The organism is Methylobacterium sp. Leaf91 (genome assembly GCF_001422815.1).
GTDB lineage: Bacteria > Pseudomonadota > Alphaproteobacteria > Rhizobiales > Beijerinckiaceae > Methylobacterium.
The window spans coordinates 519,164-544,447 of the sequence record NZ_LMMP01000001.1; the positions used below are offsets into that span (position 1 = coordinate 519,164).

At 68.0% G+C, this 25,284-nt stretch carries 27 protein-coding genes; 16 read left to right on the forward strand and 11 right to left on the reverse strand.

Features of this window, described 5'->3' with window-relative positions; translation table 11 throughout:
• The first annotated feature begins 3 nt into the window (after positions 1 to 3).
• From ASF32_RS02290 to ASF32_RS02310, 5 genes are all read left to right on the forward strand, one after another.
• Positions 4 to 486: a hypothetical protein gene (locus ASF32_RS02290; protein ID WP_056422985.1), complete on the forward strand. Its 483-nt coding sequence runs from the start codon at positions 4 to 6 to the stop codon at positions 484 to 486.
• 81 nt (positions 487 to 567) lie between these two features.
• A complete protein-coding gene (gene ggt / locus ASF32_RS02295) occupies positions 568 to 2,304 on the forward strand; it encodes a gamma-glutamyltransferase (protein WP_056422988.1) in 1,737 nt (578 codons plus the stop codon).
• Positions 2,305 to 2,376: 72 nt separating this feature from the next.
• Positions 2,377 to 3,156, forward strand: coding sequence for a lysophospholipid acyltransferase family protein (locus ASF32_RS02300; protein WP_056422990.1), 780 nt, complete (start codon positions 2,377 to 2,379; stop codon positions 3,154 to 3,156).
• A 200-nt stretch (positions 3,157 to 3,356) separates the two neighbouring features.
• Positions 3,357 to 3,740 carry a hypothetical protein gene (locus tag ASF32_RS02305; protein ID WP_056422994.1) on the forward strand — a complete coding sequence of 128 codons (384 nt, stop codon included), beginning with the start codon at positions 3,357 to 3,359 and terminating at the stop codon, positions 3,738 to 3,740.
• Between the two features lie 105 nt (positions 3,741 to 3,845).
• The gene (locus ASF32_RS02310) at positions 3,846 to 4,943 is read left to right on the forward strand and encodes a DUF2125 domain-containing protein (protein ID WP_056423001.1); all 1,098 of its coding nucleotides are present in this window, start codon (positions 3,846 to 3,848) and stop codon (positions 4,941 to 4,943) included.
• A 211-nt stretch (positions 4,944 to 5,154) separates the two neighbouring features.
• Here the strand turns inward: ASF32_RS02310 and ASF32_RS02315 are convergent, their stop codons facing one another.
• The 3 genes from ASF32_RS02315 to ASF32_RS02325 form a co-directional block, all read right to left on the reverse strand.
• Complete coding sequence (locus ASF32_RS02315) at positions 5,155 to 6,114, reverse strand: prephenate/arogenate dehydrogenase family protein (RefSeq protein ID WP_056423005.1); 960 nt, start codon at positions 6,112 to 6,114, stop codon at positions 5,155 to 5,157.
• Positions 6,107 to 7,228: a histidinol-phosphate transaminase gene (locus ASF32_RS02320; RefSeq protein WP_056423009.1), complete on the reverse strand. Its 1,122-nt coding sequence runs from the start codon at positions 7,226 to 7,228 to the stop codon at positions 6,107 to 6,109. The genes ASF32_RS02315 and ASF32_RS02320 overlap by 8 nt, the downstream gene beginning before the upstream one ends.
• A gap of 85 nt (positions 7,229 to 7,313) precedes the next feature.
• Positions 7,314 to 8,177 (reverse strand): chorismate mutase, encoded by an 864-nt coding sequence (locus tag ASF32_RS02325; protein ID WP_056423012.1) that lies wholly within the window; start codon positions 8,175 to 8,177, stop codon positions 7,314 to 7,316.
• 300 nt (positions 8,178 to 8,477) lie between these two features.
• Between ASF32_RS02325 and ASF32_RS02330 the strand changes: the two genes are divergently transcribed.
• The 4 genes from ASF32_RS02330 to ASF32_RS02345 all read left to right on the forward strand — a co-directional run bounded on the left by ASF32_RS02330 (position 8,478) and on the right by ASF32_RS02345 (position 12,219).
• A complete protein-coding gene (locus ASF32_RS02330; RefSeq protein WP_056423362.1) occupies positions 8,478 to 9,686 on the forward strand; it encodes a homoserine O-acetyltransferase in 1,209 nt (402 codons plus the stop codon).
• Positions 9,687 to 9,691: 5 nt separating this feature from the next.
• Positions 9,692 to 10,375 carry a methionine biosynthesis protein MetW gene (gene metW / locus ASF32_RS02335; RefSeq protein ID WP_056423365.1) on the forward strand — a complete coding sequence of 228 codons (684 nt, stop codon included), beginning with the start codon at positions 9,692 to 9,694 and terminating at the stop codon, positions 10,373 to 10,375.
• Positions 10,376 to 10,564: 189 nt separating this feature from the next.
• On the forward strand, positions 10,565 to 11,797 hold the full coding sequence (locus tag ASF32_RS02340; protein WP_244478190.1) for an adenylate/guanylate cyclase domain-containing protein: 1,233 nt from the start codon (positions 10,565 to 10,567) through the stop codon (positions 11,795 to 11,797).
• Between the two features lie 161 nt (positions 11,798 to 11,958).
• A complete protein-coding gene (locus ASF32_RS02345; protein ID WP_018045910.1) occupies positions 11,959 to 12,219 on the forward strand; it encodes a hypothetical protein in 261 nt (86 codons plus the stop codon).
• A 185-nt stretch (positions 12,220 to 12,404) separates the two neighbouring features.
• On the opposite strand, the gene ASF32_RS02350 is transcribed toward ASF32_RS02345, so the two are convergent.
• Positions 12,405 to 13,268, reverse strand: coding sequence for a methyltransferase domain-containing protein (locus tag ASF32_RS02350; RefSeq protein WP_244478189.1), 864 nt, complete (start codon positions 13,266 to 13,268; stop codon positions 12,405 to 12,407).
• A 76-nt stretch (positions 13,269 to 13,344) separates the two neighbouring features.
• On the opposite strand from ASF32_RS02350, the gene ASF32_RS02355 reads away from it, so the two are divergent.
• The 5 genes from ASF32_RS02355 (at position 13,345) to ASF32_RS02375 (ending at position 17,208) form a co-directional block, all read left to right on the forward strand.
• Positions 13,345 to 14,391, forward strand: coding sequence for an extensin family protein (locus tag ASF32_RS02355; RefSeq protein ID WP_056423015.1), 1,047 nt, complete (start codon positions 13,345 to 13,347; stop codon positions 14,389 to 14,391).
• 128 nt (positions 14,392 to 14,519) lie between these two features.
• A complete protein-coding gene (locus ASF32_RS02360) occupies positions 14,520 to 14,987 on the forward strand; it encodes a hypothetical protein (RefSeq protein ID WP_056423373.1) in 468 nt (155 codons plus the stop codon).
• Positions 14,984 to 15,643, forward strand: coding sequence for a ribonuclease T2 (locus tag ASF32_RS02365; RefSeq protein WP_056423016.1), 660 nt, complete (start codon positions 14,984 to 14,986; stop codon positions 15,641 to 15,643). Before ASF32_RS02360 ends, ASF32_RS02365 begins: the two co-directional genes overlap by 4 nt.
• Positions 15,644 to 15,661: 18 nt before the next feature.
• Positions 15,662 to 16,507 (forward strand): 23S rRNA (adenine(2030)-N(6))-methyltransferase RlmJ, encoded by an 846-nt coding sequence (gene rlmJ, locus ASF32_RS02370; protein ID WP_056423019.1) that lies wholly within the window; start codon positions 15,662 to 15,664, stop codon positions 16,505 to 16,507.
• A gap of 26 nt (positions 16,508 to 16,533) precedes the next feature.
• On the forward strand, positions 16,534 to 17,208 hold the full coding sequence (locus ASF32_RS02375; protein ID WP_056423022.1) for a hypothetical protein: 675 nt from the start codon (positions 16,534 to 16,536) through the stop codon (positions 17,206 to 17,208).
• Positions 17,209 to 17,268: 60 nt separating this feature from the next.
• Here ASF32_RS02375 and ASF32_RS02380 read toward each other — a convergent pair whose 3' ends face one another.
• Positions 17,269 to 17,556 (reverse strand): hypothetical protein, encoded by a 288-nt coding sequence (locus tag ASF32_RS02380; protein WP_026176297.1) that lies wholly within the window; start codon positions 17,554 to 17,556, stop codon positions 17,269 to 17,271.
• A gap of 106 nt (positions 17,557 to 17,662) precedes the next feature.
• Positions 17,663 to 19,096, reverse strand: coding sequence for an FAD-linked oxidase C-terminal domain-containing protein (locus tag ASF32_RS02385; protein WP_056423023.1), 1,434 nt, complete (start codon positions 19,094 to 19,096; stop codon positions 17,663 to 17,665).
• 304 nt (positions 19,097 to 19,400) lie between these two features.
• Between ASF32_RS02385 and ASF32_RS02390 the strand changes: the two genes are divergently transcribed.
• A complete protein-coding gene (locus ASF32_RS02390; RefSeq protein WP_056249457.1) occupies positions 19,401 to 19,766 on the forward strand; it encodes a cytochrome c family protein in 366 nt (121 codons plus the stop codon).
• Positions 19,767 to 19,841: 75 nt separating this feature from the next.
• Here ASF32_RS02390 and ASF32_RS02395 read toward each other — a convergent pair whose 3' ends face one another.
• The gene (locus ASF32_RS02395; RefSeq protein WP_056423026.1) at positions 19,842 to 20,369 is read right to left on the reverse strand and encodes a MarR family transcriptional regulator; all 528 of its coding nucleotides are present in this window, start codon (positions 20,367 to 20,369) and stop codon (positions 19,842 to 19,844) included.
• A gap of 281 nt (positions 20,370 to 20,650) precedes the next feature.
• Here ASF32_RS02395 and ASF32_RS02400 point away from each other — a divergent pair, with 281 nt between their 5' ends.
• Positions 20,651 to 21,073, forward strand: a complete 423-nt coding sequence (locus ASF32_RS02400; RefSeq protein WP_056148692.1) for an organic hydroperoxide resistance protein — start codon at positions 20,651 to 20,653, stop codon at positions 21,071 to 21,073.
• A 39-nt stretch (positions 21,074 to 21,112) separates the two neighbouring features.
• Here ASF32_RS02400 and ASF32_RS02405 read toward each other — a convergent pair whose 3' ends face one another.
• The 4 genes from ASF32_RS02405 to ASF32_RS02420 form a co-directional block, all read right to left on the reverse strand.
• Positions 21,113 to 21,547 (reverse strand): NfeD family protein, encoded by a 435-nt coding sequence (locus ASF32_RS02405; protein WP_056423031.1) that lies wholly within the window; start codon positions 21,545 to 21,547, stop codon positions 21,113 to 21,115.
• Entirely contained in the window at positions 21,544 to 22,536 is a 993-nt protein-coding gene (locus tag ASF32_RS02410; RefSeq protein ID WP_056423036.1) for an SPFH domain-containing protein, read from the reverse strand. The genes ASF32_RS02405 and ASF32_RS02410 overlap by 4 nt, the downstream gene beginning before the upstream one ends.
• 76 nt (positions 22,537 to 22,612) lie before the next feature.
• On the reverse strand, positions 22,613 to 24,076 hold the full coding sequence (locus ASF32_RS02415; protein ID WP_056423039.1) for a hypothetical protein: 1,464 nt from the start codon (positions 24,074 to 24,076) through the stop codon (positions 22,613 to 22,615).
• Positions 24,077 to 24,091: 15 nt separating this feature from the next.
• Positions 24,092 to 24,940, reverse strand: coding sequence for a hypothetical protein (locus ASF32_RS02420; protein ID WP_056423042.1), 849 nt, complete (start codon positions 24,938 to 24,940; stop codon positions 24,092 to 24,094).
• Positions 24,941 to 25,284 lie beyond the last annotated feature (344 nt).

The window sequence follows — 25,284 nt, forward strand, 5'->3', positions numbered from 1 at the left end:
CCCATGCGGCTCGTCGGCCGCCTGATCTGGGCGTCTCTCGCCCTGTGTCTGGCCATTCCCTGCGGGGCCCTGGTGCTCGTCGTCGCCATCCTGTTCGATCCGGTCTCCAGCGAGGCGCTGACCCGGCTCGGCCTGTTCGGCTTCCTGCAGGGGATGACCGACCTCGCCTCCGGGATCGGACCCGACGCACTCCTCCTCCTGGCCGCCGGTATCGCCCGCGCCGGGTTCATCCTGCTGGTGCTGCCGCCCCTCGCCATGGCGCTCATCGGCGAGGCGATGAACCTGCGCAGTGCTCCGGCCTATGCCATCGGCACGGGGCTCGCCACCGCCCTCGTGCCGTGGCTGATGCGGGGCGCGCCCGCCTCCCTCGCCGCCCACAACCTCGCCGTTGAGGGACGGGTCACGGCCCTGCTTTTCCTTGCCGGAGCGGCCGCCGGGCTGGTCTATGGCTGGATCGCCATACGCGACCGGCCCGTGGACGCCTGAACGGGCACCGCTGCCGTTGCGTTGGCTGCGACGGGCATCGGCGCAGGATGCCGTGGGAGAGCCTCGCATGACGGATTGGGCATGACCGGACATCGCTTCAGCCTCGCCTTGGCGCTTCTCACGATCCTGTCAGGACCAGCCCTCGCGCAGGCGGTCCCGGAACTGCCCCCGATCCCTTCCGACGATGCCCGCATCCTCCCCGTCCTCGGGACTCACGGCATGGTGTCCTCGCAGGATGCCCTTGCGACCCGGATCGGTGTCGCGATCCTGAAGGGTGGGGGCAACGCCGTGGATGCCGCCGTGGCGGTGGGCTTCGCCCTCGCGGTAACACTGCCGCAGGCGGGCAATCTCGGCGGCGGCGGGTTCATGCTCGTCCGTCTCGCCGCCACCGGCGAGACCGTGGCCATCGATTTTCGCGAGACGGCACCCGCCGCGGCGACGGCGGACATGTTCCTCGCGCCCGACGGGCAGCCCGATCGCGGCGCATCCATCCGCACCGGCAAGGCCGTCGGTGTCCCGGGCTCCGTGCGCGGATTGGCCGAGGCGCACCGCCTCCACGGGTCGGGACGCTTCACCCTCGCCGATCTCGTCGCTCCCGCCCGCGCCCTGGCCAGGGACGGGATTCCCGTGGAGGGCGGGCTCGCCGATTCGTTGTCCCGCGCCGCCGACCGCCTCGGAAGGTGGCCTTCGAGCCGAGCCGTGTTCTTCCGAGACGGCCGACCGCTCCAGCGGGGCGAGACCCTGGTCCAGCCCGATCTTGCCGGGACCCTCACGGCCATCGCCGAACAGGGGCCCGATGCGTTCCATACCGGCCCGATCGCGGAGCGGATCGCGGCGGCGGCGAGAGATGTCGGCGGGGTGATGACGCCGGGCGACCTTGCCGCCTATCGGCCCGTGATCCGCCAGCCGGTGAAGGGCAGCTATCGCGGCTACGAGATCGTCTCGATGCCGCCACCGAGCTCGGGCGGCGTCCATCTGATCGAGATCTTGAACATCCTCGAAGGGTTCGACCTGGCCTCAATGGGCGCGGGCAGCGCCCAGGCCCTCCACACCCTCGCCGAGGCGATGAAGCCGGCCTATGCCGACCGGGCCACCTGGCTCGGCGACCCGTCTCGTTCGGAGGTGCCGGTGCGGGGCCTCACCGCCAAGGCCTATGCCGAGACCCTGCGCGCCGCCATCGACCCCGCTCGCGCCCGCCCGGCCGACGCGGTGAAGGCGGGTGACCCGCTGCCCTACGAATCCAACCAGACTACCCATTACTCGGTGGTGGACCGCGCCGGGAACGCCGTCTCCACCACCACGACCCTGAATTTCTCCTACGGGTTCGGGCTCGTGGCGGAAGGAACCGGCGTCCTCCTCAACAACGAAATGGACGATTTCTCGGCCAAGACCGGGAGCGTCAACGCCTACGGCCTCGTGGGTGGCCCGGCCAATGCCGTGGCGCCCGGGGCCCGGCCGCTTTCCTCGATGACGCCGGCCATGGTGCTCAGGGACGGACGCCTCGTCCTCGTCACCGGGAGCCCGGGCGGCAGCCGCATCATCTCCACGGTGCTGCAGGTGATCGTCAACGTCATCGATTTCCGCATGAACCTCGCCGAGGCGGTCACCGCCCCGCGCATCCATCATCAATGGCGCCCGGACGTGCTGTTCGCCGAAGACGGGCTCTCGCCGGACACCCTCGCTCTGCTCCGGGCGAAGGGGCACGCGGTGCGGGTGGGGTCGAGTTCGGGCTCGGCCAATTCGGTGATGATGGGAGAGGGATTCGTGGCCGGGGCCGCCGATACACGCCAGCGCGGAACCCTGGCCGAGGGCGAATAGGGCAGTTCGGGCCCGGTGGATGGTGCGGCGGGACTGCGCGCGCTACAGGAAGGGCATCATTCCGGGTTTCCGATGCACATCCTCCGCTCCATCGCCTTCAACATCGTCTTCTATCTCGCCACCGCCCTCATCGCGATCGGCGGCCTGCCGGCCCTCGTCTCGGAGCGGGCCTGCATCCGCGTCGCCCGGTTCTGGGCCCATGTGAGCCTGTGGCTGTTGCGCGTGGTCGGGGGTGTGCGCGTGGAGTTCAGGGGGCTGCACCACCGCCCACCCGGCGCGCTGCTGGTGGCGTCCAAGCATCAATCCGCCCTCGAGACCCTGGCCCTCGTCACCGCCTTCCCGGACTTCGCCTATATCCTCAAGCGCGAGCTGCTCTGGATCCCGCTCTTCGGCTGGTTCCTGTCCCGCTCCGGCATGGTCGCCATCGACCGGTCCAAGGGCACCCGCGCCATGGCCGCCATGAACGAGGCGGCGGCCCGCGCCATCCGCCACGGACGCCAACTCATCATCTTCCCCGAGGGCACCCGCAAGGCGCCGGGTTCATCCCCCGGCTACAAGCTCGGCATCACCCACCTGTACGCGGCCTTGGGCGTGCCCTGCCTGCCCGTCGCCCTCAACAGCGGTCTCTACTGGCCGCGCCGCCAGCTGACCCGCCGCCCCGGCACCACGGTGATCGAGTTCCTCCCCCCCATCGCTCCCGGGCTGGACCGCACGGCGTTCCTGGAGGAGATGCAGACTCGGATTGAAGCCGCCTCCGATGCCCTCCTGGCGTCCGGCCGGGCGGATCTGGCGGCACGCGGTCATGCCGTGCCCGAGACCGGTGCCGTCGCAGAACAATCCAGGACCGCGTGAGCGCTCAGTCTATCCACAGGCTGTGGATAAGCCGGTCGAAGGCACCCTGCGGAGAGCGAAAGCGCGACTCTTGACGGGTGGAAATTGTTAAGATTATTCTGGAACAAAGGGCGAACGAGAAAGCCGTCTCCGTTCTTGTGCCGCAAGGCGCGGAACACGGCTTTCTCCGACGCCCATCCTCTGATCCGGAGATCCCACCGATGCGCGAAGTACGTCTCAGGACGGCGGCCAGCCTGCGTGGAACTCCTGCCCTGGTGCTGAGCGCCTGGCGCGGACGGTCCGGGCGCCGCTACGTCGTCGGCATCCACGAATTGGTCGAGCGCGAACTCGACGACATGGGCGAGGCGGTGGTGATGGCCGTGCGCCGGGATTCCGCCGGGGTCGGCGAACTCATCGCCGTGACTGCGGCGGGGTCGAGCCCGCGCGAACGGCTCACCCGTAACTGGATCGCTCGTGCGCGCCATGGCGGTGCGAACGAGATGCATGTTCACCGCCTCGCCGAGGATGAGGCCGAGCGCTGCGAGATCGTGGCCGATCTTGAGGTGGACCATCCCCTGGATCAGATGATGGGCGTCGCGGCCTGAATCGGCCGGCGGCCATGCTTTCGCCGCGTTGAGACCCGCCAAAGCTCAGTCACGAAGGACCCCCTGTCGACGGCGACGGGGCTTCGAGATCGAGGCGAGCGGACGATGGCGCAGGCACCGGATTTGACGGCCAGGAGACGGCCATCGCGGACCGGCCTTTTCCTGCCCTACATCCTCCTCCTCGCCGTGATCCTGCTCTGGAGCGCGGGCTGGTTCTGGATTCGCGGCAAGGCCGGCTCCGAGATGGATGCCTGGATCGCCCGCGAGGCTTCGGCCGGGCGCAACTGGACCTGCGCCGATCGCTCGATCAGCGGCTATCCCTTCCGGATCGAACTGCGCTGCGCCTCCCTCGCCTTCTCGCGGGCCGATAGCCGCTTCACTCTCGGACCGTTGACCGCGGTGGTGCAGGTCTATCAGCCGCGCCAGGGCATCCTACAGGCGAGCGGGCCGTTCCACGTGGAACAGGACGGCCTCGTCGCCGACACCACCTGGACCTCGCTTGAGGCGAGTTTCCACGGTACCTCGGATGGGTTCACGCGGGCCTCCCTGGCGGTGGATGGACCGAAAGTCAGCGTGAGAAATGCCGCGCCGCAGCCCATCGACGTGACGGCCAAGCACCTCGAATTCCACGCCCGGCCGACACCTGCCCGTTTCGCCACCGAGGGGGCTGTCGATACCAGCCTGCGGCTGACCCAGGCGAACGCGCCGGTCCTCGATCCCCTCCTCGGCAATACCGCCCCCGTCGACGCGGCGCTCGACGCCACGGTGAATCGGGCCACCACCTTCCGGACCGGGCAGGTGGCGCGTGAGCTCGAAACCTGGCGCCAGGCCGGCGGCAGCCTCGACATCGCCCTGCTTTCCCTGGCGAAGGGAGATCGCCGTCTCCAGGCTCAGGGGAAGATCGCCCTCGACGACGAGCACCGTCCGGCCGGCCAGATCGATATCCGCGCCGCCGGGGTGGAGGCCCTGGTCGGTCAGATCATGGGCCAGCGTTTCGGGGCGGAGAAGGGGGCTCTGATCGGAGGCTTGGTCGGCAAGCTGCTCGGTGGCGGAAGTCGCCGCCAGGACGCCGAAACGGCCGCCACGCCAGCGGCGGCGGGAGATGCCGCCCTCAAGGCGATGCCGCCCCTGCGCCTCGCCGATGGCCGCCTGATGCTGGGTCCGTTCCCGATTCCCAACGTCCAGGTGCCGCCGCTGTACTGAAAGGCCGTTCTACGGATTGCGCCTGGCGTGGATGAGGTCATCATCCCACCCACGACCTCATCCTGAGGCGCGGCGATAGCCGCCTCGAAGGAGGCTTCCAGAACCCATTGCGCGAACTGGAGCCCTCCTTCGAGGCCTCCGCTTCGCTTCGTCGCCCCACGATGAGGTGGTGGGCGAGAGACGGGCAGCGCTTGCCTCGGCCGGATGAACCCTACCGTTCGTTGACCGGTTCGTCCTTCGCCGGTTCCGGCGGGGTGCGGCTGCGGCCGAAATCCGCTTCCGCGGTCTCCTGCCCGAGGGCGACGATGCCCCGGCGAATGGCGCGGGTGCGGGTGAACAGGTCGAACAGCGCGTCGCCGTCACCCCAGCGGATGGCGCGGGCGAGAGCCGAGAGATCCTCGTTGAAACGGCCGAGCATCTCCAGCACCGCGTCCTTGTTGGTGAGGAACACGTCCCGCCACATGGTCGGGTCGGAGGCGGCGATGCGGGTGAAGTCGCGAAACCCGCCGGCTGAGAACTTGATGACCTCCGATTGCGTCACGGCTTCCAGATCGGCGGCGGTGCCGACGATGTTGTAGGCGATGAGATGCGGCACGTGGCTGGTTATGGCCAGGACGAGGTCGTGATGCTCCGGCGTCATGCTCTCGACGATGGCGCCGAGCCCCTCCCAGAAGGCCTGGACCTGCGCCGTGGCGGCCTCGTCGGTGCCCTCCGGCGGGGTGAGGATGCACCAGCGACCCGAGAACAGGGTCGAGAAGCCGGCATCGGGCCCGGAATATTCGGTGCCCGCCACGGGATGGGCCGGCACGAAACGAACGCCGTCCGGCAGATGGGGCGAGACGGCGGCGACCACCGAGGCTTTCACCGAACCGACATCGGACAGGATGGCACCGGGTTTCAGATGCGGCGCCATCGCCTCGGCGACGGCGCCCACCGCCCCCACCGGCACGCACAGGATGACGAGGTCTGCGCCGGCAATGCCTTCGGCCTCCCCCGTCGCCTCGTCGGCGAGGCCGAGGGCCCGCACACGCTCGATCACGACCGGGTCGCGGTCGATGGCGACGATGCTCCGCGCCAGCCCGTATTGCCGGGCCCCTCGCGCGATGGACGAGCCGATCAAGCCGAGGCCGACGATGGCGAGGCGTTCGCAGACGGGGTTCGCCTCAGGCACGGATGCTCTCCTTCACGAAGGCGGTCAGTGCCGTGACGAAGGCCTGGTTCGCCTCTTCGCTGCCGATGGTGACGCGCAGCGCGTCCGGCAGCCCGTAGGAGGTAACCCGTCGGACGATCACCCCGCGTGCGCTGAGATAGGCATCGGCCTCCGCCGCGCTGCGATTCGGCTCGTCGGGGAAATGGACGAGGATGAAATTCGCGACGCTCGGGGTGACCACGAGGCCCAGCGAGGACACGACCTCGGTCATCCAGGCAAGCCACGTCTCGTTATGAGCGACCGCCGCCGCTACATGCGCCTCGTCGGCGATGGCCGCCGCCCCGGCCGCGATGGCGCTGCCCGACAGGTTGAACGGGCCGCGAATGCGATTCACCGCGTCGATCACCCCCGCCGGGCCCACCATCCAGCCGATCCGCAGGGCCGCGAGGCCGTGGATCTTCGAGAAGGTGCGGGTCATCACCACGTTTTCGGATTCCAGGACCAGTTCGAGGCCGGCGCTGTAATCGTTCGTCCGCACGTACTCGGCATAGGCCCCGTCGAGGACGAGGAGGACGTTCGGCGGTAGGCCCGCATGCAGGCGCCGGATTTCGGCGAAGGGCAGGTAGGTGCCGGTCGGGTTGTTGGGATTGGCGAGGTAGACGATCTTCGTGCGCGGCGTGACGGCGGCGAGGATCGCGTCGACATCGGCGTGAAGATCGCGCTCGGGCACCACCACGGGCGTGCCGCCGGCGGCCAGTATGGCGATGCGGTAGACTAGGAATCCGTGCTCGGTGAAGATCCCCTCGTCGCCCTCCGAGAGATAGGCGTAGGCGAGGAAGGAGAGGAGCTCGTCCGATCCGGCGCCGCAGACGATGCGGGTGGGATCGAGCCTGTAGCGGAAGGCGATGGCCTCGCGCAGGCGTGTGGAATTTCCGTCCGGATAGAGGGCGAGGCGGAACGCCTCTTCGCGCATCGCCTCGATGGCCAGTGGGCTCGGGCCGAGGGGCGTCTCGTTCGAGGAGAGCTTATGGACCTTCACCGCGCCGGGGGCGCCGCTCTTGCCGGGCACATAGGCCTCGATGGCGAGGATGCCGGGGCGGGGGACGGGACGGGACACGGAGGGAGCGGAGGACATGAGCGCGGGCCGGCTGGAGTTCAGTCTGCCCGTCTAACGCAGCTTGTCCGCCTTGACGAGAGAACCGGCCCTCGCCTGCCCTGCGTCACACCCGGAACCGGGCGGCGTGGCTGCCGATCTCGTCGAGGCTTTCCACGCTCGCGCCGGTCCGCTCCAGGGCCTCCCGCAACTGCCGGCCGCCGATTCCGCCCGGCACGGCGAGAAGAAGGCGGTGCCCGTCCGTGACAGCTGCGCGCGCTACCACCTCGCCGTAGAGGTCCTGCAGGGCACGGGCGCTCTCGGGAGACCAGCTCTCGAGCCGGGCCGCGTGGAGCACCCAGTCGCGCTGGGCGGCGGCCGGATCGTCGAGGGGGTTGGCCACCACGAAGACCGGGGTTCCGGCGGGATGGGTCGGCCGCTCGATGAAGGGCAGGCGCGCGATCACCTTGGGCCGGCCTTCACCGACGAGACCCTCCCACCACGGCGCCTCCGGGCTCGGCGGTGCGGAACCTTCGGGGTCAAGGCGGAAGATGCCGAGATCGCCGCGCGAGGCGGCCACGGCCTCGACCACCGCCGCGCAGGTGGGATGCGGCCGGTAGGGCACCGTGAATCCGAAATGGAATCGCGCCGAGTCGCGCATCGGTGCGTCGCCGCCGGACACGTCGGCATGAACGCTGAACGGGGCCTGGACCCAGGTGAAGGTGGCGATGATGACGCGCCATATCCCCTCCACGGTGTCGAGGGGGAGAAGCCCGCGATGGCGCTCGGCCACGCGCCGCATCATCGAGGCCTCGCGGCCGGGCCGGAAGGCGGAGCCGCTGGCCGAGGTGCGCTTGACCGCGATGAGCCGGTCGATGATCGAGCCGCGCTGGATCAGCAGGGCATGCATCTCCGCGTCGATCCGGTCGATCTCGGCGCGCAGCTCGGCGAGGTTGTCGAGGGGCGGTGCGGGTCTCGTGGTGAAGCGCATGCGGGCTGTCGCGTCCGGCGGCGGGATGGATCGGGTGTGGATCTTGCCGACCCCGCATGAGGGAGACGGCCGATCGTGTCTACGTTTCCCGAAGCCCGAGGACCAGAGCACCGGTTGTGACCTTCTCGCGCGCGGCCCCTTTCGTTGACGCCCGTGCATACGCACATTACGCCCATCGCTACCCGGCTTCGTCGGGCACCGATGGGAATGGACCTTCGCGAAACGTCGATGGAGCGGCACCCGGCTGTTTCTTCGCATCTCCGCGGAAGCGAATCGGCGAATGACGCGCGAAGACGCCTGATGACCATGTCGCTCGATAGTCTCGCAAAGCCCGACGACGGCAATACCCGGCCGGACGGCATCCCGGCGGATGCGCCGCTCTCCCGCGACCCGCGAAGCCCTGTGGCCCTGTTCGGGCTCGACGAACCCCTGGCGATGGATGCCGGCGTCGATCTCGCGCCGTTCCGGATCGCCTACCAGACCGCTGGCACCCTCAATGCCGACCGGTCGAACGCGGTGCTCATCTGCCATGCGCTCACCGGGGACCAGCATTTCGCCCATACCCACCCGGTGACGGGAAAGCCCGGCTGGTGGGAGACACTGGTGGGACCGGGCAAGCCCGTGGACACCGATCGCTACTTCGTCATCTGCTCGAATGTGATCGGCTCCTGCATGGGCTCCACGGGGCCGGCCTCCACCGATCCCGCAACGGGCAAGCCCTACGGCCTCGATTTTCCGCTGGTGACGATCCGCGACATGGTGCGTGGCCAGGCGATGCTCCTCGACCGGCTCGGCATCCGCGACCTGTTCCTCTGCGTCGGCGGATCCATGGGCGGCATGCAGGTGCTGCAATGGGCGGCCCTCTACCCGGACCGGGTCTTCTCGGCGCTTCCCATCGCCACCGGCGCCCGCCACTCGGCCCAGAACATCGCCTTCCACGAGGTCGGCCGTCAGGCGATCATGGCCGACCCCGCCTGGGCGGAAGGACGTTACCTCGAAGCCGGCACGCGCCCCGCCAAGGGACTCGGCGTGGCGCGGATGGGCGCGCATATCACCTACCTCTCCGAGCCGGCCCTGCACCGAAAGTTCGGCCGCCGCTTCCAGGGCGGGTCCGCGCCGACCTTCTCATTCAACGCCGATTTCCAGATCGAGAGCTACCTGCGCCACCAGGGCCTGAGCTTCGTCGAGCGGTTCGACGCTAACGCCTACCTCTACCTGACCCGCGCCATGGATTACTTCGATCTCGCGGCCGACCATGGCGGGGTGCTCGCCAATGCATTCCGGAACACCAGGACGCGGTTCTGCGTGATGTCCTTCACCTCCGACTGGCTGTTTCCCACGGCGGATTCCCGCGCCATCGTGCATGCGCTGAATGCGGCCTCTGCCTCGGTCGCCTTCGTCGAGGTCGAGAGCGACAAGGGGCACGACGCCTTCCTCCTCGACGAGCCGGTGATGTTCAACGCCGCCAAGGGCTTCATCGACGCCGCCGCCCGGGCGAGGGGCTTGTGACGTCGGTGAGTCGCGTGGCCCCCGCCCCCTGGAGCACGACCGACACGCTGCCGCGCAGCGACGGCGCCCGCGTCGACCACCTCGTCGTGCTCGGCCTCGTGCCGCCCAGCGCCCGCGTCCTCGATATCGGCTGCGGCGACGGCACGCTCCTGGCGCTGCTGCGCGACCGGCGCGGCGTCGACGGGCGCGGCATCGAGCTCTCCCGCGAGGGCGTCAACGCCTGCCTCGCGCGCGGCCTGCCGGTGATCCAGGGCGACGCCGACACCGATCTCGCCAATTATCCCGACGACGCTTTCGACGTGGTGGTCCTGTCCCAGACCATCCAGGCGACGCGCAACCCGCGCATCGTCTTGGAACACCTGCTGCGGATCGGCCGGCAGGTGGTGATCTCGTTCCCGAATTTCGGCCATTGGCGGGTCCGCTCGGAACTGGCCTTCCGGGGCCGGATGCCGGTGACCGAGCTGATGCCGGAGGAATGGTACGAGACCCAGAACATCCACCATTGCACCATCCGCGACTTCGTCGGCCTATGCCGGACCGTGGGGGCCGAGATCGAGAAGGCCACCGCGCTCGACGCGCGCGGCCGGCCGATGCGGATCTCCATGCCGTGGTGGGTCTGGAACCTGTTCGGCGCGCAGGGAGTGTTCCTCCTGCGGCGCGGCGACGGAGCGTCGTCCGACCCGACATAGGGCGATCCGGACGCCCTCCAGCGAAGCGAGGGTTCGGCTGCCGCCGCCCGGCATGCGGCAATCTCCACCGATGGCCTGCATGGACGACATCCGGCATGAGGGGCGGCCGATGGCGCAGGAGGAGACATCCTATTGAGATTTGGGGATCGAGACCGGACTCGAGCGGAAGAGTCGCGTTCGCCGACGATCATGCATTTGCAGCAGGCATCGAGCGGCCGGTCCTTCGCCCTGCAGCTGCTCATCGTCCTGGTCCTGCTCGTCACCGCGCAGACCTATGACGGATCGATTCACGGTCTGGGACACTGGATCGTCCTGTCCGTCTATGCCGGGGCTTCGATCCTCCTGGCGCTGCTCAGCCTGCGAACGGCACCGGGTACCGGCATCCCCGTGGGCCCGAGCCGAGGGTGGCTCGGCTGGGGCTCGACCCTCCTCAATGCCAGCGTCGCGATCTACGTCCTCGTCGAGCACATGTTTCTGGGCGCCGCCGACACGGAGGAGGCAGCCGCCGCGGTCAGCCGGATCCCGGCCTTCCTGATCCTGCTGCAGACCGCTCTCACCATGCGCGTCTGGCACACCTGCCTCTTCGCCGGTCTGGTGACGGCGGGGTGGGGCGGCGCCATCCTGTTCGTCTCTCTCTCGCCCGAGAGCCATCATCTCGGACCGCACGTCACCCTCGACGAGGAAGTTCCGGGGCTTCTCACCTTCATGGTCGCCAGCCTCGTGGTCCTCGACGGTGTGCGGCGGCTGACCTGGGCGGTGGCGGCGACGTTCCGGCTGGAGCGCGAGCGCCTGATCCTCACTCGCTTCGTCCCGGCCGCCGTCGCCGAGGATCTGGCGCAAGGCGGCGGCCCGGGCGAAGTCCAGGAGCGTCATGCCTGCCTGTTCGCCCTCGACATCCGCGGCTTCTCGGCCCTGACGCGGACACGGCCTCCCCAGCAGGTGGTGGAGGTCCTCATGGAGATGCGCGCCCTGACGCATCGGGCCGTGACAGAACGCGGCGGCATCATCGACAAGTATATCGGCGACGGTGTGCTGGCGCAGTTCCTCGTCGGCCCTCCCCAGGCGCAGGCGCGCGCGGCCTTCACCTGTGCCGAGGCGGTCCAGCTGCGGCTGGCGGCCCTCAACCGGCGCCTCGCGGAGAAAGGCCTTCCCTCGTTGCGCGTCACCATCGCGCTGCATGCCGGCGACGTCCTCGTCGGCGTCTTCGACGACGGTCATCGCGCGGAATTCACCGTGCTCGGCCCGGCGATGAACACCCTCGCGCGCATCGAGGCGCGGGCCAAGGCCGTGGACCTCCCGATCGCCATCTCGGAGGATTTTCGCGATCTCCTTGCCGGCTCCGGGGCGAGCGGTCTCAACTGGATCTTGGCCGGGACGGTGAGCGAGGCCTCCGGGCCCCGGCTCTACGCCGTCGCGCGCTGAATCGTATCCGGCCCGATCCCATCGGCAGGCTCGTCACTTAATCCCGCATGGTTCGTGTGCCGTGACACGTCATGAAGGAAAAAGACTTCCTATATCAGTTTCATACAGAGCGAAGCGGGCCAAACATCTGGTCTGCACTGTAAAGGAACTTATTAAACGCCATGATGAACCGTATCGCCGCCGTCGCTACCGCTCTTGTGCTTGGCGCTGCTTCGATCTCTTCTGCAACGGCGTTCGAGCGCCCCTCGCGCTACACCGCTTTCTCGCCCTACGACGTCACCGAGACCGGCTCCCTCAGGGAGGTCAGCCGCCCGCCCGCCTATCTGGGCTGCCCGATGAGCTCGGCCGCCGAAGGCAATGCCAACCAGCAGAATTTTCCGGTCCAGCAATACGGTCAGACCTCTGGCGGAAACCGCTGCTGATCGTTTGAGACGAGAGGGACGAACATGGTTCTGAAGGGCTTTTCCTACGCCATGATCGGTGCCTTCGCGGGCGGCCTGATCTGGACGATCGTCGGCACCGCGAGCGTCTTACTGGCCTCGTAGGTCGGATCTTTCACCAAGACCGGAACGCTGTGCGGCGGGGCGAGAGCCCCGCCGTTTCCATGTCAGGGATCGCGCCGGATCTCCAAGGTGGCGACCTCGTAGGTGATCGCCCCCCCTCCCCTTTCGAACTGTCGGATGACCGTCCGCAATGCGCCGGGCGAGAGGGGACGGACGGTGCCCGGCGTTCCCGCCCCGATGGCGCGAAGCGAGCGGAGGAAGGCCCGGCCGTCCGCGTGCTTCTCGACGACCGGCTCCAGGAACAAGTTACTCGTGCAGCCGGCAAATTGTAGTCGGGCCAGGGCCTTCGCCGTCGGATAGGACGGCGTGGCGGGGCGATGGCCGACGGCCTCATGTGCCGCGTGCCATTCGCGGAATGTGCCGGACGCCAGGGTCGTCACCGCGAGGAATCCGCCGGGTGCCAGCAGACCGGCGAGGCGGCCGAGCGTGCCCTCCAGATCCTCGAACCATTGCGCCGCCAGGCTCGAACAGATCAGGTCGAAGCCCGGCGCCAGGCAGGGCCGCTCGCCGTCCATGACGAGAAAGGTCAGGTCGGGCCGAGGCTGCATGCGCTCGCGCGCCCGCCGGATCATGGCGGGTGCCAGATCGGAGGCGACCATCAGGCCGGGCTTCACACGAGCGAGGACGGCCTGCGTGAGGAAGGCGGTGCCGCAGCCGATCTCGAGAATGCGTGGCGATGGGGCGAGGGGCAGGAGGGCGATGCGTTGCGCCAGCCGTCCAGCGACCTCCGCCTGGATGATTCCGGCGGCATCGTAATGATCTGCCCCGTCGAAGGCCCGGGCCACAGCCTGTTTCCAGGGACGCATCGGTGCCGTCAGCGGGGTCATCGGTGAGGCTGCGATAGCGTGGGTGGAGGGCGCGGTCGAGGGGCCGCCCGAGGCTGTCTGCGACGCAGCCTCCTTCGTCATCCACACTCCTCCACAGGGGTGCGATCGCTCCGCATCGTTGACGAACGCTTTACGAAAAGCTGCCCATTGTTCCGATATGTGGCGTAGCGTACTCGCGTTTTCCGTTCTCGGCCTCATTGGCGCAGGTCTCACCGGCTGTGGACGCAGCCCGTTCGAGAGCCGTGAGCCTTGGCGCGACCAGACCGAACAGGCCTGCAACGCCAAGCGGCTGGTGGAGACCACCGAATTCGTGACGCCGGTGAAGGAGATCGCCGGCCCGGGTGTCTGCGGCATGCTGCAGCCATACCGGATTACCCGTCTCGGCAAGGGCTCGGTCGTCCTGAAACAGCGGATGACGCTGGCCTGCCCGGCCCTGGCTGAGGCCGAGGCATGGCTGGCCGACACGATCCAGCCCGCCGCCAACCTGTATTTCGGCCAGCCCGTGGCGGAGATCAACGCGGGCTCCTATGCCTGCCGTGGACGCAACAACCAGGCCGGGGCCAAGCTCTCGGAGCATTCGTTCGGCAATGCCGTCGACATCATGTCGTTCAAGCTCGCCGACGGCTACGTCATCACCGTGAAGGGCGGCTGGCGCGGCACCGAGGCCGAGCAGGGCTTCCTGCGCGAGGTATTCGTCGGTGCCTGCGCACGCTTCTCCACCGTGCTCGCCCCCGGCTCCAACGTCTTCCACTACGACCATATCCACGTGGATCTCGCCCGCCACGACCCGCGCGGCCTCAAGCGCATCTGCCAACCGCTGCTGAAATTCACGCCGCAGCTCGGTGCGGACGGCGTGCCCCGGCCGGTCTCGCGGCCGCGCCCGGTCGAGCGCCAGCCCGCCGCGCCGCAGGCCCCCGTCGATATCGAGGAGGACGATCCCTACGGCGTCTCGCCGATGTCCTCGAACCGGCACCCGGCGCGGACGAGCCCGCAGGTCGCCCGCGCGCCCTCCCCTGCCCTATCCGCTGCCGCGCCGTCCGCCCGCGCGCCCTCGGCCTATGCCTCCACACCGGTGACCCGTCCGGCGCCGCGCCCGCAGACGTCCCGTCTCGCGGCGGCACCCACCTATGACGAACCCGCGCCGGGATTCTCGGCCGAACCGCTCTCCCTCGCCGCGCCCGGCCTCTCGGACCCGATCTACTGAGGGCCGGACTGTGTTCCGGCTGCCCCAGGCCGGAGCGAAAGCGACACCGCCACGGCCCTTCCGCTTGACACCGCTCGACGAGACGCCATCGTCCCGGAATGAACGGACTCCAGCGAAAAGACGCCGGCATGCGCCCGAATTCCCTCGTCACCGCCCTGGCCCTCGGCCTCGCCCTCGCGGGCAGCCTGCAACCTGCCTTCGCCCGCTCGGGCCGCGAGGAGATCACCCCCGCCGAGGAGCGTGAGTTCCCGTTCGATGGCGACATCCCCGGCTGCCAGGATTCCTCGGTTCTGGAGAAGGTGTCGAGCCAGTTCGCCGAGAAGGAGGCGAAGTTCTGGAACTCGAGCCTCACCATCGTGGGCTATGACCGGATCGAGCGGACCGCGTGGCGCCCCTGGGGGCTCGACACCTATCCCCGCCGGTTCTGCAGCGCGGTGGCGACCACCTCGGACGGCATCAAGCGCAAGGTCGATTACTCCGTGCGCGAGGGTCTCGGCCTGATCGGCGCAAGCTGGGGGGTCGAGTTCTGCGTCCACGGCCTCGACCGCAACCTCGCCTATGCCTACGCCACGGCCTGCCGCGAAGCCCGTCCGTGAGACGTGCCTCGGCGCTCGCCGCACTCTTCCTGACGGCGTTCGCCGGAACCGCGCAGGCCCAGGGCTACGGACGCGGCGGCACGCCCGGCGAGTTCGATTTCTACGTGCTGGCCCTGTCCTGGTCGCCGACCTATTGCGAAACGGCCGGGCGGCGTGACGCCGACGGCCAGTGCCGGCCGGGTCGCGGCCTCGGCTTCGTCGTCCATGGGCTATGGCCGCAATATACGCGGGGCTACCCGTCCGACTGCTCTTCCGTGGAACGCTCTCCCACCCGCCAGGCCATGGACGTGGCAGGTGAAGTTTTTCCGAGCGAGGGGCTGGCCCGCCACGAATGGCGCAAGCACGGCACCTGCTCGGGCCTCGACCCGATGTCGTATTTCAAGGCTACCGCCCAGGCGCGGCAGGCCGTGACGATCCCGGCCGCCTTCGCCAAGCCCGATTCCGATACCCGCATCGCTCCCGTCGACATCGCCCGTCAGTTCGTCGCGGCCAATCGCGGGCTTCGTCCTGATATGATGTCGGTCACCTGCACCCGGGGAGAGTTGCAGGAGGTGCGGGTCTGCTTCACCAAGGACCTGCGCGGCTTCACGCCCTGCCCCGAAGTGGCGCGGCAGAATTGCCGTGCGGGCGAAATCGCCGTCGACGCGAGCCGGTGAGGCCAGGAACCTGCGCCCATGAATTACAGGCACGCCTTCCACGCCGGCAACTTCGCCGACGTGCTCAAGCACCTCGTGCTGACGCGCGTGCTCCATCATCTCCAGGCCAAGCCCACGGGCTTTCGCGCCATCGACACCCATGCGGGCCTCGGTTTCTATGACCTGACCGGCGACGAGGCCGGGCGGACAGGCGAGTGGCATGACGGCTGGGGCCGTCTCGAGACCCCCTTCCCCGAAGAGGTGGAGGCGCTGTTCGGCCCCTATCGCGAGGCGGTCGCCGCCACCCAGGCACGCCACGGGGCGACTATCTATCCCGGCTCTCCGGCGATCATCCGCGAATTCCTGCGGCCCAGCGACCAGGGCGTCTTCGTCGAGTTGCACCCGGCCGATGCCGAGCTCCTGCGCGAACGCTACAACCAGGATCCGCGCACCAAGGTGATGCATCTCGATGGCTGGACCGCCCTCAACGCGCTGATCCCGCCCCCCGAGCGGCGCGGGGTCGTGTTGATCGACCCGCCTTACGAAGAACTCGGCGAGGTCGACCGGCTTGGCGCGGCTCTGGCTAAGGCCGTAGCGAAATGGCCGACGGGCATCTATCTCGGCTGGTATCCGATCAAGGATGTCGGCCTCATCGACCGCATGGTGGCGGAACTGGACCGTTCGCTCTCCCGGCCGGCCCTGCGTATCGACCTGATGATCTCGGAGCCGTATCCGAACCGCCTCAATGGCAACGGCCTCATCGTCATCAATCCGCCCTGGCGTCTCGCCGACGAGGCGGCCCTGTTCCTGCCCGCGCTAGCCGAGCGGCTGGCGCGCGGAGATTACGGGGCCTTCCGCTGCGACGCGTTCGGCGTCGAAGCTTGAAGTCTTCCCTGAAGGTCGCCCCATCGATGGATTCCGCGATTCCCATCGCCAGCGCGGCGATTCCGGGCAGCGTCGAGACGATGCGGCTCGTCCGCTATGACGACGCCTACTCGATCATGGTCGGCAGCGCCGAACTGATGAACGACCGGCACCGCGATTCGGAGCGGGCCCTGGCCACGGTCACCTGCGCGCGGCTCGAGGGAAATCCGGCGCCGAAGATCTTGATCGGCGGGCTCGGCATGGGGTTCACCCTGCGTGCGGCCCTCGACGCTCTCGGCCCCAAGGCGGAAATCGTCGTGGCCGAACTGATGCCGGCGGTCATCGCCTGGGCGAACGGACCGCTTGCGCATCTTTTCACTGGCAGCCTCGACGATCCGCGCGTGACCCTGGTCGAGGCCGATGTGAACCGCCTCATCCAGTCGGGACAGGCTCGGTTCGATGCCATTCTCCTCGACGTCGACAATGGCCCCAAGGGGCTGACGCGCCGGGAGAACGACCGGCTCTACGATGGCTGGGGTCTCAAACGGGCACATTTCGCGCTGCGGGAGGGGGGAATCCTGGCCGTCTGGTCCGGTGGGCCGGACCGCCGGTTCAAGAAGCGGCTCCGGCGCTTCGGCTTCGATGTCGAAGAGCACCGCTATCCCGCCCATCCCGGCGGCCGCCGTCACGTGCTCTGGATCGCCGTGAGGACGAACGCATAGGCCGAAGCGGGCCGGCGGAACGGGTAGCCCCGTCGTCGGCCCGCCTCGATCTTATCGATCTCAGTAATTATAGGACCGGCGCGGATAGGCCTGGTTCGGTGCGTAGCCGGCTCCACGCTGCTGCACCCGCGATCCGTACTCGATCTCGCGCTGCTGCTTGGCACGGCGATTGGCGAGATAGCGACCGCCGATGCAGCCCGCGACCGCGCCCACCACGCCGCGCTCGGCGAGGTAATGCCCGGCGAGGCCACCGATGATCGCGCCTTTGATGCAGCCTTTGGCTTCGGCCGCTCCCGTGCTTGCCACAGTGAGCAGCGCCAGGGCCGAGAGCGTTGCAACGATGCGCATGATCATCCTCCACGATTTTGCTGGGAGGAAACACCGGCCCGGAGCTTAGCGTTCCGGGCACGGTTCAGCGGGATGACGAGAAACCGCGTTGCGCGGCGCACTGGCCTCAAGCGGCGACGCGCCCTTCCAACGGGAACACCTTGGCGGGGTTCATCAGCCATTTCGGGTCGAACACGTTGCGGACCCGCATCTGCTGATCGAGATCGACCTGCGCATACTGGAAGCGCATGAGCTCGCGCTTCTCGATGCCGACACCATGCTCGCCGGTGAGGCAGCCGCCGACCTCGACGCAGAGCTTCAGGATCTCGTCTCCGGCGGCCTCCGCCTTCTGCAGCTCGCCCGGCTTGTTGATGTCGAAGAGAATGAGGGGATGCAGGTTGCCGTCGCCAGCATGGAAGACGTTGGCGACGCGAAGACCCTTGTCGGCGCAGATCGCGCCGATGCGCTCCAGCACCAGCGGCAATTGCCCGGTGGGAATCGTGCCGTCCATGCAGATGTAATCCGAGATGCGGCCCGTGGCACCGAAGGCGGATTTGCGTCCCTTCCAGATCGCGGCGCTCTCGGCTTCGGATTTCGAGACTCTGATGCTGGTCGGCCGGTAGTCGCGGGCGATCGCCTCGATCCGGGCCAGCATCGCCTCGCATTCCTCGTCCGATCCTTCGACCTCGATGATCAGCATCGCTTCGGCGTCACGCGGATATCCGGCCTGCGCGAAATCCTCGGTGATGAGGATCGCCTCACGGTCCATGTATTCCATGGCTACCGGGATGATGCCGGCGGCGATGATCGCGGCGGTGCAGGCGCCCGCATCCTCCACCGAGGAGAAGCCGACCAGGGCCGGGCGCGCGCCCTCGGCCGCGCGCAGGATCCTCACCGTCGCTTCGGTGACGATGCCGAGCTGTCCTTCCGAGCCGCAGATCAGGCCGAGGAGATCGTAGCCGGCGCTGTCGAGATGTGCGCCGCCGATCTCTGCCACGGTGCCGTCGCTCATCACCAGGGTGACACCGAGGAGGTTGTTGGTGGTCACGCCGTATTTCAGGCAATGCGCGCCGCCCGAATTCATCGCGATGTTGCCGGCAATGGTGCAGGCGAGCTGGCTCGACGGGTCCGGCGCGTAGAAGAACCCTTCATGGCTGACCGCCCCCGAGATGGCGAGGTTGGTGAGGCCCGATTCGACCCTGGCCACCCGGTTCTCGAAATCAACGTCCAGGACGCGGGTCATCTTGGCGACACCGAGGATGATCGCGTCTTCCTGGGCGATCGCTCCGCCGGCGAGGGAGGTGCCGGCGCCGCGCGCCACCACCCGCACGCCGTTGGCGTGGCAATAGGCCATCACGGCAGAGACCTCGGCCGTGGTCGAGGGCAGGACCACCGCGAGTGGCATCTTGCGGTAGGCCGTCAGCCCATCGGTCTCGAAGGCACGGCGCTCATCCTCGGTCACGATCAGGGCCTCCGCCGCGACGAGGGGGCGCAGGCCGGCGATGATCGTTTCGCGGCGAGCGAGAATATCGGGATCGGGGGTGGGGAAGGCGATCGACATGGGGCGGGCGCTCCTCGATGGATCGGCCTGTCTTCAGCCACCGCTCAGCTTGGAAGGACTAAAAACGAGCCTTGAACCGTTCAGGACAATGGAATTGGAAGATATCTAAACGATAACCGGTTTCGATGCATCAGGATCGGGTGTGTCGACGTTGTCTGAAGGCGAAATGGAGAGGTGTCGGCTTCGTTTCGCCGCACGGACCGCGAGGCGAGTTTGGAACGTTCCCAGTCTCGATCTGTTCTAAAACCAAAAGCTCTGCCATAAGCTCGGCTGGCTCATGCTGCCCAATGGAGGAAAAATTATAATGCGTCACCTCATCCTCGGCGCCGCCCTCGCGCTCATGCTCCCGATCTCCGCCCAGGCTCAGGAAGCCGGCGACGCGGCAGCCGGCGAGAAGGCTTTCGCGCCTTGCAAGGCCTGCCACAATTTCGTGAAGAACGGCGTCGGTCCCGATCTGAAGGGCGTCGTCGGCCGCAAGGCTGGCACTTACGAGGGCTACAGCTACTCGGCCGCTCTCAAGGGCTCGGGCATCACCTGGGACGAGGCGAACCTCAAGGAGTGGCTGAAGGACCCGAAGGCGAAGGTGCCCGGCAACAAGATGGTCTATCCCGGCCTCAAGGACGACAAGAAGCTCGCCGACGTGATCGCCTACCTCAAGACCCAGAACTGAGAGCGTTCCCCGATCCTCCGCCGGATCGGAATCAGCGATCGAGAGGCCGCTTTCCCGCAGGGGAGGCGGCCTTTTTCATGCCCTTGCCCCTCGCCCGGAGACGACGGTTTCCGCCATGGCGTCGGCCACGTTGTCGTGAAGCGCGCCGCGCAGCATCACGAGGGATTCGAGGAGCGCGTGCCGTGCCTCCTCCGACATTCCCGTCAAGGCGCCGGCGAGGCCGGGCACGCAATCCATCCGCCCCTGCAGTTCGCGGCCCTTCGGCGTCAGGAAGATGCTCACTTGGCGCTCGTCGGCCCGGTCGCGGGCGCGGCGGACATGGCCCGATGTCTCCAGCCGCTTGAGAAGGGGCGTGAGCGTTCCGGAATCGAGGAATAGGCGCGTGCCGATCTCCTTCACCGTCAACCCCTCCTGTTCCCAGAGCACGAGGAGGACGAGGTACTGCGGGTAGGTGAGATCATGGGCGGCCAGCAGGGCACGGTAGGCACGACCGAAAGCGTGAGCCGCAGAATAGACCGCGAAGCAAAGCTGGCCGTCGACCCCCCTTTCGGCAACCGGGACGTCCTGGGATTCAGAGGTCTGCGTGGTGGTCCGGCCCGCCATTCGTGCGGCCTCCTTCATGTCGGTCGGGTACGGTGTCGGGTCCGAGCCGAGTACCCTATCTAATTGATAATGCGGAATGGTCACCAACGTTCGCGGTAATTCCGCATCATGGTTGCGCGCAATCGGGTTTGGTGCCATATGGAATATCAGTTGCGCGCAACCGAGTTTCGTTCACCCGAGGATCAGTGGTGGCGAAAATTTCCTCGATAAAGAAACGAAGCCTCGCCGAACCCCCGTTCCAGACGCAATCCCTATTTCATACCCAGCAGAAAGTACCCACGATGAAGGCTCTCTACACCGCTCATGCCCACGCCACCGGCGGCCGTGAAGGTTCGGCCTCCACCGACGACAAGGCCGTCGATGTCACCCTCGTGACGCCGAAGGAACTCGGTGGCGGCGGCGGCAACGGCACCAATCCCGAGCAGCTCTTCGCCACCGGCTATGCCGCATGCTTCCTCGGCGCGATCAAGTTCGTCGCCGCCAAGGACAAGGTGAAGATCCCCGAGGACGCCAAGGTCGAATCCTCGGTGGGCATCGGCCCGCGCGACGACGGCGAAGGCTTCGGTCTCGTCGTCACCCTCAAGGCCACCCTACCCGGCATCGAGCGGGACAAGGCCGAGGATCTGGTGAAGCGCGCCGATGTGGTGTGCCCCTATTCCCACGCCACCCGCGGCAACATCCAGGTCGATATCAGCGTCGCCTGAACCTGCTCGATCGAAGCCGGAGGAGTCCTCCTCCGGCTGTCAGGCCGTCGTCACGATGAGGACGGTTCCCTCGATCCCAGTGACCCGGATCCGGGTGCCGGCCGGTGCGTCGGCACCGGAGACGCGCCACACGGTGTCGTTCACCCTGATCCGCCCGACCCCTTCGGTGATAGCGGTATCGAGGCGAAATTCCTGGCCGATCAGCCCGTTCGCACCCCGATTGAGGCTGTTGGGCCGTCCGGCTATCCGCTTCTGCGCGAGGATGACGAGCCCCACCGAGAGGCCGGCGAAGAACAGGATCTGAGCCTGCCAGGGCATGGGCACGAGGGCTGTCTCCAGCCCCGTGATCATGGCCGCGATGCCGAGCCAGACCAGGAACACGCCCGAGATCGCGAGCTCCGCTCCCATCAGGACCAGCCCGATCAGGACCCAGGTCCAGACTGGCCCTAAAGCGCTCAGGATGTCGAGGTTCACGAGGAGCTTCCGCTGCTCGGCCCGACCTTGGGCGGGAGGCCGGAGCTCTTTCGCGTCTGCGCCGCTCCCTCGCCGAACACGCTACGGGTGATCTCGGCGATGCCACCCAGGGTGCCCGCGAGGGAGGCCGCCTCGATCGGTACCACCACCACCCGCTGGTTCGGCGCAGTCGCCAGGGCCTTGATCGCGTCCACGTATTTCTCGGCCACCAGGAAATTTGCCGCCGCCAGGTCGCCCTCGGAGATGGCCGCGCTGATGAGGCCGGTCGCGCGCGCCTCCGCCTCGGCGCTGCGCTCGCGTCCCTCCGCGTCGCGGAAGGCAGCCTCACGCCGTCCCTCGGCTTCGAGGATGGCGGATTGCTTGCGCCCTTCGGCGCGCAGGATATCGGCCTGCCGATGGCCCTCGGCTTCGAGTACGGAGGCACGCTTCTCGCGCTCAGCCTTCATCTGGCGCGCCATGGCGCCGGCGAGATCGGCGGGCGGCAGGATGTCCTTGATCTCGATGCGAGTCATCTTCACGCCCCAGGGCGAGGAGGCCGCGTCCATGACATGGAGCAGGCGCTCGTTGATCTCGTCACGGTGCGACAGCAGCTGGTCGAGGTCCATGGAGCCGACGACCGTCCGGATGTTGGTCATCGTCAGCGTCATCATCGCGGTTTCGAGGTTCGAAATTTCGTAGGACGCCTTGGCCGCGTCGAGCACTTGGTAGAACACCACCGCGTCGATCTTCACCCCCGCATTGTCGCGGGTGAAGGCCTCCTGGCTCGGCACCTCGATGACCTGCTCCATCACGTTCACGCGTCGGCCGATCCGCTCCACATACGGTGCGATCAGGCCGAGCCCGGATTCCAGGGTGCGCGAGTACCGGCCGAACCGCTCCACCGTGTAGACGTGGCCCTGCGGGATGACGTTGATGCCGATGGCGAGGGTGACGACCACCAGGATCACGAGCGCCACCGCCACCACGCTCAACCCGATCGAGAGATCCATGCCTGTCCCCACATCCCTTCAAGGAAGGGCATTGAGGCCGAGCGTCTTCCCCTATGCAAGGTGAATCATCCTCGCGTCAGCGCGCCCAAACTCCGAGGCGTTCCGTCCGCGCACGGTCTTCGGCGGCGACGAGATCGGGCGTCGCCTCCGAAGAGGCCCGGCCTCCGCCGTTGAAGAGCACGACTTCGGACAGGTCGCGGCCTTCCACCGCGCAGAGATAGGCCGCACTTCCGGCGACCGGCTGGCACGTCACCGGACGGCCGGCGAGGTAGCGGGTCAGTTCCTCCGGCTGCCCACCACGGACCCATTCCACGCCGAACAAGCGAACGAGCTTGCCGCCGACGCGCAGGGTTGCGGTGTCGATCACCTCGGTCTTGCCGGTTACGGCATTGGACGGCTGCGGGGGATTGGCCCGGCTCTCCTCGGCCGAGGGCGGGCTCGGCTCCTCTGCGGGAATCCCGGGGGGCGTCGCCGGCGGAACGGTCTCACGCGGGTTGGTCATGGTGGATGGCTGGTTCTGGGCCTGCTGCGTTTGGGGCGGCTGCGTCGGCGGGGCCGAATCCTGTGCCTTCGTTTCCTGGCGCGGAGCTTCCGCATCCGGTGCGGAGGCCGGCCTGTCTTCCCCACCGCCCTGGGTGAGGAGCAAGATGAGGGCGAGGCTGCCAAGCAGTCCCGCGCCTGCGAGCACGCTCGGCCGGGTCAGGATCGTGCCGTCATCCCGCTGAAGGCGACGGACCCGGTCACCGGCGCGGGCGAGCAGCCCGGGCCAGCGGGCTGGTTGCGCTCCTTGGCCTAGGGTCGCCAGAGGAGACGTCGTGCCGTTCTTTGCAGCGAGGCCCGAGAGACGCTCACGAGCGATAGCGACGGTCTCGCGGGCCCTGTCGCCGAAGGAGGCCCCGATGCGCATGCCGCGCTCGCGCAGACTCGGTTGCGGCCCGGCGCCTTGCCCGTCGCTCGGGCGATCGGCCAGGGAGTGGCGGACGTTGCTCAAAGTGCCCGCCAGGGTCGCCGAGACCGCAGCCGCGGCGGACCTTCCCCTGGCGACCGAACGGGCCATCACGGAGCGGGCCAGCTCAGACTGCGTTTCCACGAACCGGGACGTGGCCGCCTTGATCTCGTCCGATGCGGTGGGCTCGGGCGGCACGTCCACCATGGGTTCGGGTGGCACCGGTACGAACAGCGCCCCATGACGCTCCCGCAATTCGGCGAACAGCTCCGATAAGGTCAGGGGGCCGGTCTCGCCCTGACGCGGTGTCCCGGAACGGTCGACGATTCGGTAGAAGGGCGGAGTGGATGTCGGCTCGACCACGGCCTCAGCCAAAAGCTGAAGCGTCCGCCGGGCCACCGGGAAAGCGTTCTGGCGCCGGATCTCCGCATCGATCAGGGATCTGACTGCCTCTCGGGCAGCCCGAGCAGCGACAATGGCCGGAGCCTCTGCCTCGTCGGACGGATTCGTTTTCGAAGCCTTGCCGGTGGCGCGCGTCTTGTCGGCGGCGCGTGACGTGTCCGTTGCGCGTGTCTTTGGGGCGGTCGCGATCATTGGTTCGACTGTGGCTCAGGCACCATGCCGTGTCGATACGGCCGCACTCAGCGGTCCAGGTGCGAAGCGGCGCAGGACGCGGCTCGACTCAGACACGATCACCGGGCGTGATCCGGCGAACGAAATCTCGAGGGTCAGTTCCGCCACGCCCTGCGAGCGGGCACCGTTCCTTGGGTTCGCGGCACGGAAATCGAAGGTCGAGCGCACGATACAGCTGCTCGTGTTGACGCTGCAGGCCGTGCGCGGGGAGCCGTCCTGCACCACGTAGCGGCGGTCCGGCCAGCGTCGGACGAAGCGGCGCTTCTCTGCCATCACCGCCGTCAGCGACAGGGTGCGACCGTGGAAGCGGACATGATCGGCGTAGAAGCGTGGTGCTGCGGCGACCATGCCATCGCCGGGCTCAGAGATCGCGTCGAGATAATCCTCGTTCAGCCTTTGGGCCTTGCGTGCCCATTCGGGAAAGCGATCCTCGGAGGCCATCGCCAAGCTCGGGGGCGGTGCGCCGGGGGAGACGGTGAGGGGAAGCGCATTCGGCGGAACTTGCGAGAGCCGGCGGGGGGAATGCCTGGTCTCGGCGTGGCGGGTGCCACGACGAGCCCGCCGCGGTGCCTCCGCGCCTCTCTCCGCGACGGATGCGGCGCGCGTCGTGGTCTCGGGCTTCGCCGCCTGAGCCGGACTGCTCTGGGGGGCCTCCTGCACCGCCTGAGGGGAGACAGGTTTCGCCTCACTCTTGGGTTCGGGCTTCACATCGGCCTTGGCCGGGGGGTCGACCCAGGCCGGGCGCCCCTGCGCCTCGGCGCTGACCGTAGAGACCAGGGCCACGAGAAGGGCGGCCGAGCAGGTGGAGAACAATCCGTGGTGCATGGCATCTCACCGCTGTCGCGAACGACGTGGAAGGTGGGCACGACCGCATCAGAGCGCCCGGCCGAAGGAAAACGTCGAAGGGAAACGTCAGGGTCGCGTGTTCGGTTGCCCGCGTCGAACCGGGTCGTTCGCCAAAGGACCTCGCCCCGGCAAGAGACCTAGCATACCGCCGCGCCGACCGGTCGGGTCAGCCCTCGTTCCCCGCGCTATGCCCGTTGTTCCCAACGGTTGGCGGGCATTCTCCGCCGAAGTTGCAGGCACGCTTTCTCCCAGGGAGTATCCTGTCCCCGGGGCGTTGCCGCCGATCTCCTGAAGCCGATCTCCTGGGCATGACCTCTTGCCAT